The 13,747-nt window shown below is 33.2% G+C and carries 13 protein-coding genes; 9 read left to right on the forward strand and 4 right to left on the reverse strand.

The genetic code is table 11. The features are described from left to right. Nucleotides 1-9: 9 nt before the first annotated feature. Nucleotides 10-999, reverse strand: a complete 990-nt coding sequence (locus tag Q0857_RS09870) for a stage II sporulation protein M (protein ID WP_298534510.1) — start codon at nucleotides 997-999, stop codon at nucleotides 10-12. A gap of 24 nt (nucleotides 1,000-1,023) precedes the next feature. On the opposite strand from Q0857_RS09870, the gene Q0857_RS09875 reads away from it, so the two are divergent. Together Q0857_RS09875 and Q0857_RS09880 are read left to right on the forward strand one after the other, a co-directional pair. Further along, nucleotides 1,024-1,743, forward strand: a complete 720-nt coding sequence (locus Q0857_RS09875) for an RDD family protein (RefSeq protein ID WP_298534513.1) — start codon at nucleotides 1,024-1,026, stop codon at nucleotides 1,741-1,743. A gap of 125 nt (nucleotides 1,744-1,868) precedes the next feature. Beyond that, nucleotides 1,869-2,474 carry a trimeric intracellular cation channel family protein gene (locus Q0857_RS09880; RefSeq protein ID WP_298534516.1) on the forward strand — a complete coding sequence of 202 codons (606 nt, stop codon included), beginning with the start codon at nucleotides 1,869-1,871 and terminating at the stop codon, nucleotides 2,472-2,474. A gap of 3 nt (nucleotides 2,475-2,477) precedes the next feature. Here the strand turns inward: Q0857_RS09880 and Q0857_RS09885 are convergent, their stop codons facing one another. Beyond that, nucleotides 2,478-3,182 (reverse strand): peptidylprolyl isomerase, encoded by a 705-nt coding sequence (locus Q0857_RS09885; protein ID WP_298534519.1) that lies wholly within the window; start codon nucleotides 3,180-3,182, stop codon nucleotides 2,478-2,480. Nucleotides 3,183-3,184: 2 nt separating this feature from the next. Here Q0857_RS09885 and Q0857_RS09890 point away from each other — a divergent pair, with 2 nt between their 5' ends. Both Q0857_RS09890 and Q0857_RS09895 read left to right on the forward strand, forming a co-directional pair. Further along, the gene (locus tag Q0857_RS09890; protein WP_298534522.1) at nucleotides 3,185-3,826 is read left to right on the forward strand and encodes a CoA pyrophosphatase; all 642 of its coding nucleotides are present in this window, start codon (nucleotides 3,185-3,187) and stop codon (nucleotides 3,824-3,826) included. A gap of 50 nt (nucleotides 3,827-3,876) precedes the next feature. Next, the gene (locus Q0857_RS09895; protein ID WP_298534526.1) at nucleotides 3,877-4,674 is read left to right on the forward strand and encodes a 1-acyl-sn-glycerol-3-phosphate acyltransferase; all 798 of its coding nucleotides are present in this window, start codon (nucleotides 3,877-3,879) and stop codon (nucleotides 4,672-4,674) included. A gap of 34 nt (nucleotides 4,675-4,708) precedes the next feature. Here Q0857_RS09895 and Q0857_RS09900 read toward each other — a convergent pair whose 3' ends face one another. Both Q0857_RS09900 and Q0857_RS09905 read right to left on the reverse strand, forming a co-directional pair. Then, nucleotides 4,709-6,082 (reverse strand): ATP-binding protein, encoded by a 1,374-nt coding sequence (locus Q0857_RS09900; protein ID WP_298534529.1) that lies wholly within the window; start codon nucleotides 6,080-6,082, stop codon nucleotides 4,709-4,711. Further along, on the reverse strand, nucleotides 6,072-7,418 hold the full coding sequence (locus Q0857_RS09905) for a sigma-54 dependent transcriptional regulator (RefSeq protein ID WP_298534531.1): 1,347 nt from the start codon (nucleotides 7,416-7,418) through the stop codon (nucleotides 6,072-6,074). Before Q0857_RS09905 ends, Q0857_RS09900 begins: the two co-directional genes overlap by 11 nt. A 202-nt stretch (nucleotides 7,419-7,620) precedes the next feature. Here Q0857_RS09905 and Q0857_RS09910 point away from each other — a divergent pair, with 202 nt between their 5' ends. The 5 genes from Q0857_RS09910 (at nucleotide 7,621) to Q0857_RS09930 (ending at nucleotide 13,725) form a co-directional block, all read left to right on the forward strand. Beyond that, nucleotides 7,621-8,871, forward strand: a complete 1,251-nt coding sequence (locus Q0857_RS09910; RefSeq protein ID WP_298534534.1) for an efflux RND transporter periplasmic adaptor subunit — start codon at nucleotides 7,621-7,623, stop codon at nucleotides 8,869-8,871. Beyond that, nucleotides 8,871-9,962: a S41 family peptidase gene (locus tag Q0857_RS09915; protein ID WP_298534537.1), complete on the forward strand. Its 1,092-nt coding sequence runs from the start codon at nucleotides 8,871-8,873 to the stop codon at nucleotides 9,960-9,962. Before Q0857_RS09910 ends, Q0857_RS09915 begins: the two co-directional genes overlap by 1 nt. A 42-nt stretch (nucleotides 9,963-10,004) precedes the next feature. Further along, nucleotides 10,005-10,682 (forward strand): ABC transporter ATP-binding protein, encoded by a 678-nt coding sequence (locus Q0857_RS09920; RefSeq protein ID WP_298534539.1) that lies wholly within the window; start codon nucleotides 10,005-10,007, stop codon nucleotides 10,680-10,682. A 112-nt stretch (nucleotides 10,683-10,794) separates the two neighbouring features. Beyond that, nucleotides 10,795-11,283, forward strand: a complete 489-nt coding sequence (locus Q0857_RS09925; protein WP_298534542.1) for a nuclear transport factor 2 family protein — start codon at nucleotides 10,795-10,797, stop codon at nucleotides 11,281-11,283. Between the two features lie 39 nt (nucleotides 11,284-11,322). Further along, on the forward strand, nucleotides 11,323-13,725 hold the full coding sequence (locus tag Q0857_RS09930) for an ABC transporter permease (protein WP_298534544.1): 2,403 nt from the start codon (nucleotides 11,323-11,325) through the stop codon (nucleotides 13,723-13,725). The last annotated feature ends 22 nt before the right edge of the window (nucleotides 13,726-13,747 follow it).

Consider the following 13,747-nt stretch of genomic DNA (forward strand, 5'->3'; position numbering starts at 1 on the left):
ATTTGTTATTCAAATATTTAACGCGCTTATTGTTGGGGTTTGTGTAATTTGCTTTTGGACTTTAAAGGGATAAATTAAATAGTAATAACTGATAATGCTCAGAGTTATAAGAATGATTCCAACCGATAACCAATGGGGCATAATGTTAGAATATCTGGTTACAAAACCTTCTAAAAATCCTGCAGCAAAGGTAAAAGGGAACGTACTAATCAATATTTTAATCCCCGTTTTAGCGCCCATTTTGAACGAAGTATACCTTGAATGTGTACCTGGGAATAAAATACTAGCTCCTAATAATAATCCGGCAGCGGCTTCAATAACAATGGCAAAAACTTCCATGGAACCATGAATCCATATACCTCTAACACTTTCCCAGAATACCCCTTTGTCATAAAAAAAATATTGAAAAGATCCCAACATAATACAGTTGTTAAACATAACATACAAGGTGCCAATACCCAGAAAAACCCCAAGAACGAAAGCAATTATGCCTACTTTTAAATTGTTAATCGTAATGCCAATAAAACTTCCCCAGTTACTCCCGCTTTTATAGACAGCCACAGGATCTCCAGCTTCAATGTTTTCCAAAGACATATTCACGTAATTATCACCTAAAACAGACCTTACAAATTCACCATCGTTGGCAGCAGAAATAGCACCTATAAAAGTGAAAGTTAAAAATATAGTAAATGCCACGTAGATGTATTTCCGGTATTGATAACAAATCAATGGGACCTCAACCTTCCAAAACTCCAAAATTCTATTGGAATCTTCACGTTTCGTTTTATAAATTTTTTGAAATGCCTTTGCCGCTAATTGGTTGAGGTATGTTATAACCTTACTTTTTGGATAGTAGGTTTGGGCGTATGCTAAGTCATTAATTAAATGAATGTATTGAGAAGCCAATTCATCAGGGTTTTCAAAATCGTTATTGAAGACCGCTTTTTCAAAACTTAACCATTTTTCTTTATTTTGCTTGATGAATGAAACTTCTCTCATATATTTGATAAAATAAAATATAAAATGTCAGAGTTACAAATTAACACTACTCAAAATGTAAAAATATCTTTCAATGCTTCTGGAGCGGGAGAGCGGTTATTGGCATTTATTATTGATATGGTCATTAAAATTGGTTATTTAATGGTTTTAAATTGGACTTTTGGTGCCTTTGATAACATGGATCAATGGTCGCAAATAGCTATAAATACGGTTTTAGGTTTCCCCGTAATGTTTTATACTTTAGGTTTAGAATCTGTTCTGGAGGGACAAACCATTGGTAAACGAATCATGAAAATTAGGGTAGTTAAAATAGATGGGTATCAGGCTTCATTTTCTGATTATGTAGTACGCTGGTTTTTCAGAATTGTTGATGTTTATATACTTGGTCTGGGTTTTTTTGTGATGCTTTTCAATAAAAAAACGCAACGTTTAGGTGATATGGCGGCCGGAACAGCTGTTATTGGTTTAAAAGATAGTGTTACCATTAATCACACGATATTAGAAAATTTAAAAGAAGATTATAAGCCTACCTATCCTAATGTTATAAAACTATCAGATAACGACGTTCGAATTATAAAAGAAACCTTCAATATCGCAAGGGCTTCTAGAGATTATCAAACTTTAATTAAATTGAGGTCGAAAATTATGGAAGTGGCAGGAATTAAAACAATGCGGCAAAAAAGTGATATGGAGTTTGTTGATGTGGTTTTAAAAGATTATAATTTCTATACTCAAGATATGTAAGTGGCTTATTATAATGGCGTTACCCAAAGGGTCAGGCTTTCACAAGTCGCTCTCTGCGAGGAGCTCCAATAATTGCTCCATCCCTAACGCAATCCGCGACTGGCTACAAAATTTAGTTAAACATTATGTTTTATATCATAGATATTTTAGGAACAATAGCTTTTGCCATCTCAGGTGTTTTAGTAGCTTTTAATAAGAAAATGGATGTATTCGGGGTTCTTATTATCGCCTTTGTAACAGCAGTTGGCGGAGGGACTTTACGTGATTTACTTATTGGAGAAACACCAGTAAGTTGGATGCAAGACATGACTTATACCTATATTATTTTAGGGTCAGCTGTTTTTGCTATAGTTTTTAGAAGTAAAATAAACTATTTAAGAACCTCATTGTTTCTTTTTGATACTATAGGTATCGGTTTGTACACTGTAGTTGGTATTGAAAAAGGGTTAAATGTTGAATTGCATTCAGTAATTTGCATTGCCTTAGGAACCATAACTGCCACATTTGGAGGTGTGATTCGTGATATTTTATGTAATGAAATTCCAGCAATATTCCGCAAAGAAATTTATGCTACGGCATGTATTCTAGGAGGGGTTGTGTATTTCTTGTTGATTAATTTTCCAATTCCAAATAATATAGTATTTGTTATAGCCGGCATTGTGGTTATATTAATTAGGTTATTGGCGGTAAAATTTAAAATAGCTTTGCCAAATATTTATCTAAGCAAGTGACAATTATCTAACAATCTCAGCTTTTCGAATAAATATATTTCGCATAGGCCAATCTCCATCATCAGTATCTACAGCTGCAATTTTATCAACCACATCCATACCTTTTATGACTTTTCCAAAAATAGTATAGTCACCATCTAAAAAGTGTGCGCCACCTCGCTGCTGCACTATAAAAAACTCATAAGGCGAAGCCAATTTATGCGGATTGTCAATTTCACTACTAGGCATTGATACGACACCGCGGTCATGTTTAAAACCTCTTTTCGTATCAGCTGGAAGTAAGTATTTGCCAATATGTGCGCGTTTTCTAGCTGTTTTTTTATCGTCACTATTTCCTGCTTGAACCATGAAATTATCTATTACTCTGTAAAATTGAGTACCATCAAAATAATGCTGTTTAGTGAGCCAAATAAAGTTAGATCGGTGAAATTTTGTTTCATTAAAAAGCAATATAGTAATGTTTCCAAAATCTGTTGTCAGGCGTACAGTATTCTCTTTGTGGTGCTTGTCGTATTCTAGGAAAAAATCCATAGCACTTCTAGAATTTAGCTTTGGAAATTCCCTTTCTGGTAGGTCAGTAGTACTTTTTGTAATTTCTTTTTTTTTAGGTTTAGCAACTTCAGTTTCCAAAGTTGTTTTCTTTTTGGTTTGTTTATCTTCACAGTTCAAAAAAAGAAATAAGAAGCAAAAACTAAGGATAATTCTCATAAATGAATTTTGATAATTTTTTACAATCGCTATCAAAAATAAAAAATATACCGCTACCAGGGGAAACATCACACTTTAAAATGGTACCCCCTTTTCGTAGGGCACTTTTAAATAAACAAAAAGAAAACGAAAAAAAAGCGAAGCAGGCTGGAGTTCTGGCGCTTTTTTATCCAGATAGTAGTAACGCAACCAAGTTCGTTTTAATATTAAGAAAAACATACAAAGGAGTTCATTCTGCGCAAGTTGCTTTTCCGGGTGGTAAGTTAGAGGAGGCCGATGCCTCATTAGAAGACGCTGCCTTAAGAGAAACTTTTGAAGAAGTAGGAGTTCCTTTAGAAAGTATGCAAGTTATAAGAGAGTTATCGCAGGTTTATATCCCTCCTAGTAATTTTTATGTACAACCTTATTTGGGGATAGTAAGAAATACCCCTCGGTTTATAAAGCAGGATGATGAGGTTGAATCTATAATAGAGGTACATTTAGATGATTTTTTAAGTGAGAACGCATTAATAATTAGAAAAGTTAACACCTCATATAGTGTTGAGGTTGAGGTTCCTGCCTTTAAATTGAATGGTCATGTGGTCTGGGGAGCCACGGCTATGATGCTTAGCGAGATTAAAGACCTGTTAAAAGAACTTGTGTAGTTAGCATATTTATTACCTTTGCACTCACCAACCAATTTGACGTGTGATTTATGGGATTGTTTAAAAAAAATCCATTCGGGCATATACTTTTTCTAAAAAAATGGCTCATTAGGGTATTTGGGCTATTAACCCACAGAAGGTTTAGAGGGTTTAATGAACTTCAAATTGAAGGCTCCGAAATCCTAAAAGATTTGCCTGATACTAATGTTTTATTTATTTCCAATCATCAGACGTATTTTGCCGATGTGGTTGCTATGTTTCATGTTTTTAATGCCAGCCTAAGCGGTAGGGTCGATTCCATAAAAAATGTTGGATATATATGGAATCCTAAGCTAAACATTTATTATGTAGCTGCGAAAGAGACCATGAAAGCAGGTTTGCTACCAAAAATTTTGGCGTACATGGGGTCCATAAGTATTGAAAGAACTTGGCGATCTCAGGGTAAAGATGTTAATAGACAAGTTAAAATGAGTGATATTTCTAGTATAGGGAAAGCACTGGATGATGGCTGGGTAATTACATTCCCGCAAGGAACTACCACACCATTTAAACCTATTAGAAAGGGGACAGCTCATATTATTAAGCGTTATAAACCGGTCGTAATTCCTATTGTTATTGATGGGTTTAGGAGGTCTTTTGATAAGAAAGGGCTTCGAATTAAGAAAAAAAATATTCTTCAAACTATTGAAATAAAAGAGCCTCTTGATATTGATTACGATAATGAAACTACCAACGATATTGTAAAAAGAATAGAGTACGCCATTGAGCAGCATCCTTCATTCTTAAAAGTGATTTCTCAAAAAGATTTAGAAGCTCAGGAAGCTTTAAATAAATTAAGGGAGTGGTAGGTTTTTAATATGATAATACTGGGTTGGTTAAGGCTTAATTGTTAAAAATCAATTTTACCGAAGTTCCTTTTTCTTCAATACTATTAATTAAAATGTTTCCTTTATGAAGCAGCATAATTTGCTTACATAAACTTAGCCCTATACCACTACCTGTTTTTTTTGTTGTGAAAAATGGAACGAAAACATTTTCAATAACATCATTCGGGATGCCTTTTCCGTTATCCGAGATTTTTATTATTGTTTTTCCATCAATATTTTTCTGCGCAGTTATTATTACTTTTGAATCTAGCCTATCTTTACAAGCTTCTACAGCGTTAAGAATAAGGTTAATAAGTACCTGTTCTAGTAAATAAATGTCTATTTCAATTTGGAGTTCTGGGTTTTCAGTTTTAAAAAGAAGTTTTATATCCTTACTCTCAAGTGATGGCAGCATTAAAGTTTTTATAGTTTCAAATAGGTCTGCAACAGAAATCTTACTTAAATTGAGTTTAGTAATTTTATTCAGACTACGAAAAGTTTTTGCAAACTTAAGAAGTCCTTCACTCCTTTTTTTAATACTTTCAATACCAATATCGAGATCACTCATGTCTATTGGGTTTTCATTTGAATCTTCGATAAATAAAGCAACTTTAGATTGTAAAGTTTCAGCTAAAGAAGAGATAGGCGCAATAGAATTCATTATTTCATGAGTCATCACGCTTAACAATTTTTTCCAAGCTTCAGACTCATTTTTGTTCAACGTTTCATCAATATTTTGTAAAACAATTAATTTGAAGGAGCCTTCTTTTGTTAGAAAAATAGAGCTCGAAATTAATAGTTTGGTTTTTTCGTTGCTAATATTGACTGAAATATGAGTTTCATCATGATGATCGGTCATGAATATGGCTCTGTAAAGGTCTGTATTTCTTTTTTCAACAAAGCTTATATTTTTTAAAGAGGGAATATTTAACGTTTTCTTAAAAGATTCATTAACCCATAGCACGTTTCCAGATTCTATGTTATAAGCAATAATCCCTGTGTTAATTAATTCTAGTATTTTTTTTAAGTAGAGATGCTGCTCTTCTTTTTCTTTATTAATTTGAACTATTGTTTTGTTTACATTGTTAAAATGTTTGTGTAAAATTCTAATATCTTCTGCTCCATAGGTTTCATTAAAGTGTCGAGAAAAATCGCGATACTTGATAGATTCGAAAAAATCGTCCATTTCAGAGAACCTCTTAAAAATAAAATTGAAAAGGTCTAAAACACTGTAAACAGAAATAGCTGCTAGAAAAATAGCCAATATGGTTTTGAGAGGCGAAATCTCTTGAGCATCTAATCTCACAAGAGAAAAGGCTAGAGCTGTTAATAACAGAAATAAAGTTATGACTCGTATTATTAACGCTATTTTGTACCGTTTATAAGTCATACTTATTAATTCTTCTGTAAAGAGCAGTGCGAGTTATTCCCAATTCTTTTGCAGATTTAGAAATGTTACCATTGTTTTTTTTGATCACTTTTAAAATAGTGTTTTTTTCAATGGTCTCAAGTTTTAAATCTTTTGGGCCTAAGGAATCTGTACTATTTTCTATAGGGGAGAATACTAAATCGGTTTCATTTAATATATTACCATCAGACATTATAACGGCACGTTCTAAAGCATATTGGAGTTCTCTTACATTGCCAGGGAAATGATATTTTTTTAATTTATTAATAAAACCATTGTCTATAGTAAAAGGAGGCTTTAAGTATTTATCGGCATAAAGTTCAATAAAATGTTTAGCCAAAAGAACAACGTCATTAGAGCGGTCTCTTAATGGCGGAATAATGATTTCTACCGTATTAATTCTGTAAATTAAATCTTTTCTAAATTTATTTTCATTAGATAAGGTGCTGAGGTTTAAATTAGTAGCACATATAAGTCTGATATTTATAGGTATAGGCTGGTTCGAGCCCAAGGGTGTTACTTGTCTATTCTGTAAAACAGTTAGCAAACGGGCTTGTTGCTGTAAACTAATATTACCAATTTCATCTAAGAACAAAGTGCCCTCATGAGCAGCTTCAAACCGCCCTTTTCTATCTGCTTTGGCATCAGTAAAAGCACCTTTTTTATAGCCAAATAGTTCACTTTCAAAAAGAGTTTCAGTTAATGCACCAACATCAACTTTTACAAAAGGTTTGTTTTTTCTAAGCGAATTATCATGAATGGCTTTGGCAATAAGATCTTTACCTGTCCCATTTTCACCTAAAATTAAAATGTTTGCATCGGTAGGAGCAATTTTATTAATTTTAAAAAAAACATCATGCATACTAGGACTTTCTCCTAATATTTCGGATTTTGAATGTAATGCATCATGAGCTTTAGTTTTTTTAGATTTTTTTTTATCTAAAATTTCTCCAATAGCTTCAATAAGTTTATCATTTTTCCAAGGTTTTACTAAAAAGTCTGAAGCGCCTACTTTTAAAGAACGAATGGCTAAATCTAAATCGCCATAAGCAGTTATTAAAATTACAGATGCATCTTTATCAATTTCTTTAATCTTTTTTAGCCAAAATACGCCTTCATTTCCAGTATGTATTACACTTGTAAAATTCATGTCTAGAATAATAACATCAAATTTTTGTCTCTGGATAAGTGAAGTAATATTACCAGGATTAGGTTCGGTAACTACACTTTTGGATTTAGATTTAAGTAATAGACGCATTGCTGTTAATACGTCCTCATCGTCATCTACTACTAATATGTTTGCGTTTTTTAACAGCATAAACACAATATTACAATTTTATCGGGCTTCATTGAAATTATTGAACTACAAATATTTAAACCTTAAAAAGTGTTTTAATACCGCACATGATTGTATCATTTTCGAACACTTCGATTATTGATAGTGTGTTTAAATGTCTGGTAGTTAGTGTTTTATTTTATGGCACAGTATTACATATGGTATAAGCAAATTGAAGTGATAAATGGATATACCTTTAGAAAAGAAGAGATTTAATAAGAAAACCATAAGCCTTATAGTGGGTGGCATCGTGATAGCAGCATTAATCATTTTTGTAATTGTGTCAACAGGAGGAAAGTCTAAATTAAATGTCGATGCAGAGCGTATTTCTATTAGTGAAATTAAGCAGGGTGCGTTTCAAGAAAATATCCCAGTAAGTGGTGTTGTTATGCCAATTACAACCATTTATTTGGATGCTGTTGAAGGAGGGCGTGTAGATGAGATTTTTGTAGAAGATGGTGTTATTATGAAACAAGGAGAGCCCATTCTTCGGCTATCTAACACCGACTTAGAATTAAGTTTAGTAAATCAAGAAACATCGGTTTATAATTTATTAACACAAATGCAAATTTCGCAAAATGCAGCGAGACAAAATACTATTAATAAATTAACAAGAATGACAGATGTGAAAAATGCCTTGATTGAAGCTGATCGTGTGTATCAACTAAATAAAAAGTTGTATGCAGAAAAGGCTATTGGGAGACAGGAATTTAAGGAATCTGAGAATAATTACAATAACCAGAAGCAACAAATGGAACTTGCAGAACAGATTCTTATGGAAGATTCTATTGCTGTAAAGCAAGAAGCTGGTCAAATAGAAAGCTCATTTGCAAGAACCCAAAGTGCGTTAAAATTGATGCGTAAAAAAGTAGGAGATTTAGTTGTACGTGCTCCAGTTGATGGACAGTTAACATCGCTTGATGCAGAAATAGGGCAGTCTAAAAATAAAGGGGAGCGCCTAGGGCAAATAGATGTGTTGAGTGGTTTTAAAGTTAGAGCGGATATTGATGAGCATTATATTTCTAGAATATATACCGGGCAACAAGGTACATTTCAATTTAATGGAAACGAATATGTGCTAACTATTAAAAAAGTATTTACACAAGTTACTAATGGAAGGTTTCAGGTGGATATGCTCTTTGATGAAAAGGTTGAAGGTATAAGACGTGGGCAATCATTACAAATTCGATTAGCTTTAAGTCAAGAAAAGCAGGCCGTTTTAGTGCCTAAGGGCGGGTTCTTCCAAAAAACAGGAGGCAACTGGATTTTTAAATTAAACGAAGATGGCACTTTAGCCTATAAAGTAGATATTCAATTAGGGACAAAGAATACACAATATTATGAAGTTTTAGAAGGCTTATCTCCAGGAGATAAAGTCATTACTTCAAGCTATGATAATTTTGGCGATAAACAAGAATTAGTATTGAAGAAATAATGAGGAACCTGTTAATAATATTATTTAGTTTTTTGTTTCACGGAATTGGACTGACCCAGGTTAATGACGTCAATAAACCAGTAGAGAATTTTGAATCGCTTTGGAGTGAGTTTGATAGTAGGTATGCTAATTTTGAATTGAAACAAATAAACTGGAATAAAGTTTATGAAAAATATAGACCGCAAGTAAATAAAAATACTACTAACGAGGAACTTTACGAAGTTTGTTGTGCAATGTTACAAGAGTTAAAAGATGGTCATGTAAGGATCTTACCTGGTTTTAAAGACGATAAACTTGAGTGTGGACCTTCTTACGCTTGTAATATTCAATTAGAATTTAATTCTGAAGAAAAATATGTTGCATTTCAATATGTAATTGATAAGGAGCTAAAGAAGAATGGATTTTCAGCACCAGTAAAAAACAATGTCGCCAAAAATACAAACACGAATTTTCAATATCGCTTTTCAGATGTCTATGGCTATTTAAGGCTGGACGAAATGACGCGAAAAAATACTTCTGGGAAATATCAAAGAGCGATAGATGAAGCCATCGAGGCTTTACATCAAAAACAGGGATTAATAATTGATTTAAGATTTAATGGCGGTGGTTGGGATAGTAGCGCTTACAAATTGGCGAGTAGGTTTGTCGCAGAGAAATCGTCTCTAGGGCACTATGAACGCACTCGAATAAAAGGTAAAAATGAGTTTGCGCCTATGAAACACAGAGAGATAAAGTCGGGAGGAAAAAAGCAGTTTACAAACCCCATTGTTATATTAACAAGTTGTTATACGGCTAGTGCTGCAGAGGTGTTTATACTTCTTTTAAAAGGGTTACCCAATGTTACCATTATAGGAAATAACACTGAAGGGATGTTTTCTGACATATATAGATTTAAATTACCTAACAGATGGAATGTTACTTTATCCAATCAGCAATTCTTTTCTATGAATAAAGAGAACTTTGAAGGTAAGGGGTTTTCTCCAGATGTTTTGGTGCTAAATGGTGAAAAAGATATTGAACGTCAAAGTGACCCGGTAATTAATGCGGCTGTTACCGTTTTAAAAGAGAGAATAAATTCTAACAAAATATAAAAATCATACTAACCAGTTGACATTGTATTAAACGATATTATCATGATAAAAATTACAGATTTAGAAAAGTATTATAAAACTGAAGAATTACAAACTATAGCATTAAATAAATTATCCTTTGAAGTGGAAAAAGGGGAGTTCGTTGCAATTATGGGACCTTCAGGATGTGGTAAATCTACACTTCTTAATATTTTAGGAATGTTAGACGATTCCGATGGCGGTAGTTTTATTTTTAATGGGGAAGAAGTCATTCATTATAACGAACGTAAGCGAGCAAATATTCGAAAACATAATATCGGTTTCGTTTTTCAAAGTTTTAATTTGATAGATCAATTATCTGTTTTTGAAAACGTTGAACTTCCGTTAATCTACACGGGTGTAAAAAAGGCAGAGCGAAAAAAACGCGTGCATGAGGTATTAGAAAAAATGCAAATTATGCACAGACGTAAGCACTTTCCTCAGCAGTTATCTGGAGGTCAGCAACAAAGAGTTGCAGTAGCTAGAGCTGTTGTTAATAACCCTAAACTGATATTGGCCGATGAGCCTACAGGGAATTTGGATAGCAGTAACGGTAATGAGGTCATGGATTTACTAACCGAGCTTAACACACAAGGAACTACCATTATAATGGTTACACATAGTGAGCACGATGCGAAGTTTACGCATCGTATTATAAGAATGTTAGATGGCCAAAAGGTTACAGAGAATGTTTTAGCTTAAAAAATATCATCAATCAAAAACCGAACAGGTGGAAGGTCTTCAGTATAAAATAAGTCAATCAAATTAATTGTACTGAAGTTCGGAAGCTAAATTTATCGAGCGTAATCAAAATATGAAAAGAATAAAACAAATATCAATATTATTCACATTAACCTTTTTCTGTTTGTCCTGTAAAGTATCAGTTGATAAGAATTCTACTCAAATTAGAGCATATACTCCAACGGATAAAGAGATATATGATGGTATTATGAAAATGGATAGCATATTTTTTAATGCTTACAATACTTGCGATTTAGCAACACAAGCTGATATTTATAGTAATGATATTGAGTTTTTTCATGATAAAGGCGGGTTGATGACTTCTAAACCGGATATTATTGATGGAACCAAAAGGAATATTTGTGGAAAAGTAACTAGAAATTTAATAAAAGAAAGTGTTGAAGTATATCCTATTAAAAATTATGGGGCAGTTCAAATAGGTTTTCATAAGTTTTATAATAATCAGGAACCTGAAGTTAAATCAACACCTGTAAAGTTTATTATTATCTGGCATAATGAAAAAGGGAAATGGAAAATTAAAAAAGTAGTGAGTCTGCATTAATAAAATCAATCAAAAACCGAACAGTAATTTATAGAAATTATGCTCAAAAATTATTTCAAAATAGCGTTTAGAAACCTTCTTAAGAACAAGGTGTATTCATTCATCAATATTTTTGGATTAGCCATAGGTATGGCCGTGGCAATAATGATTGGGCTTTGGATTAAGGATGAGTTAAGTTATAATGATTATTTCACCAATAAATCTAAGGTTGCTCAAATATTTCAAAGTCAAACTTTTAATGGGGAAACAGGAACAGATCCTTCCATTCCAAGACCATTGGAGTTTGAGTTGCGTGAAAACTATGCCGATTATTTTAAGCATATTGTCATGTCTTCTTGGAACAATTCAAACTATTTAAAAGTTGGTGATGTAAGTATTTCAAGAACAGGGAATTTTATGCAGGAAGAAGCTCCTGAGTTATTAGATTTAAAGATGCTACGAGGCGATCATAAGGCTTTGAAAGAGGTTAATTCAATCATGCTTTCTGCATCTTTGGCTAAAGATTTATTTGGTAACCAAGATCCAATGGGAAAACCAATTACCATAAATAATGAAGGCGATTTAATGGTTACTGCTGTTTATGAAGACATACCAGAGAGTACTTCTTTTTCTGATTTAGAATATGTGTGTAATTGGGAAATGATGATTCAAACTTATGATTGGATGCAAAATGCAAAGGATCAATGGGGAAACAATTCGTTTCAACTATTTGTTCAAATTACAGAAAATGCCTCTATGGAGTCAGTTTCTGCTGTAATAAAAGATGCTAAAAAGAAAGTTGCTGGGAAAGCAATAGAGCCATTTAATCCTCAGCTTATGTTATTACCTATGAAAGATTGGCATTTGCGTAATAATTTTGAAAATGGAGTGCAAACAGGAGGGCGTATTGAAAATGTGTGGATGTTCGGTATAATTGGTGTTTTTGTATTGCTTTTGGCTTGTATTAATTTTATCAATTTGAGTACAGCGCGTTCAGAAAAAAGAGCTACAGAAGTGGGTATTAGAAAATCAATTGGATCTAATCGTAAACAATTGATTGTGCAGTTTTTAAGTGAATCATTCCTTGTAGTTGTATTTGCTTTTTTTGTAGCCGTCGGGATTGTATTATTGTTTTTAAGTGGTTTTAATACTTTGGCAAGTAAGGCTATCGTTTTCCCATGGTCAAATATTAATTTTTGGTTTTGGGCATTTCTATTTATAGTATTTACTGCAATTGTTTCTGGTAGCTATCCTGCTTTGTATTTGTCGTCTTTTAATCCAGTAAGTGTTCTAAAAGGTACTTTTAAGGCAGGACGTTATTCTGCTTTACCGCGAAAAATTTTAGTAGTCATGCAATTTACTTTTTCCGTAGCATTAATTATTGGCACTATGGTAGTTATGAGTCAAATTGAATATAGCAAAAACCGACCCATTGGCTATGATAAAAATGGATTGGTACAGCTTCCAGTTATGAGTCCGGAGTTTCAAGGAAAAGCAGATATGATAAGAAACCAGTTTATAGAATCTGGAGCAATTACTAACATGTCCACTTCTAGCAGCCCAACAACACAAGTTTGGTCTAACAGGAGTGGTTATACATGGAACGGCAAGCCAGAAGGGTTTCAAGAAGATTTAGCGCATACCTCCGTGTCGTACGAGTTCGCAGAAACTATGGATGTGCAATTGATTGCAGGTCGTGGGTTTTCTAGGGAGTTTGCAACAGATAGCACTGCTGTTATCTTAAATGAAACAGCTGTAAAATATATGGGGTTAAAGAATCCGATAGGGATGCTTATTAAGGATTCTGATACAGAAGACCCAGCCCCACCCTTAAAAATAATAGGTGTTATTAAAGATATGATTGTTCAATCTGCTTATGAGCCTGTAAAGCAAGCGATGTATGTTTTTGACGGATACGAAAATGCCAGTTATTATAATTTACGTTTGAATCCTAATAAAAGTGTTGGAGAGAGTTTAAGTTTAATTGAAAATGTATTTGAAAACAACTTTCCAAGTATTCCATTTGATTATCAGTTTGTAGATCAGGAATACGGTAGAAAATTTGAGGCCGAAGAACGCATTGCTAGTTTGGCAAAGGTTTTTACTATTCTAGCTATTTTTATTAGCTGTCTTGGATTATTTGGACTTGCATCTTTTGTTGCAGAACAACGCACTAAAGAAGTAGGGGTTAGAAAAGTATTAGGGGCGTCTATTAGTCAACTATGGTTATTACTTTCAAAGGACTTTATCTCATTAGTAATTATTTCACTTTTAATAGCATCTCCTTTAGCATATTATATAATGGGGCAATGGTTGCAAAAGTTCACCTATAGAACATCCGTAGGATGGGATGTATTTGTTATAGCTTGTTTAGGTGCATTGTTTATAACTTTAATTACAGTAAGCTTTCAGGCTATTAAAGCTGCGGCGGCTAATCCTGTAAAGGCTTTACGAACAGAATAACTATTATCAATATTCATTAAAG

The organism is uncultured Algibacter sp., from assembly GCF_947495925.1.
Taxonomy (GTDB): Bacteria; Bacteroidota; Bacteroidia; order Flavobacteriales; family Flavobacteriaceae; genus Algibacter_E.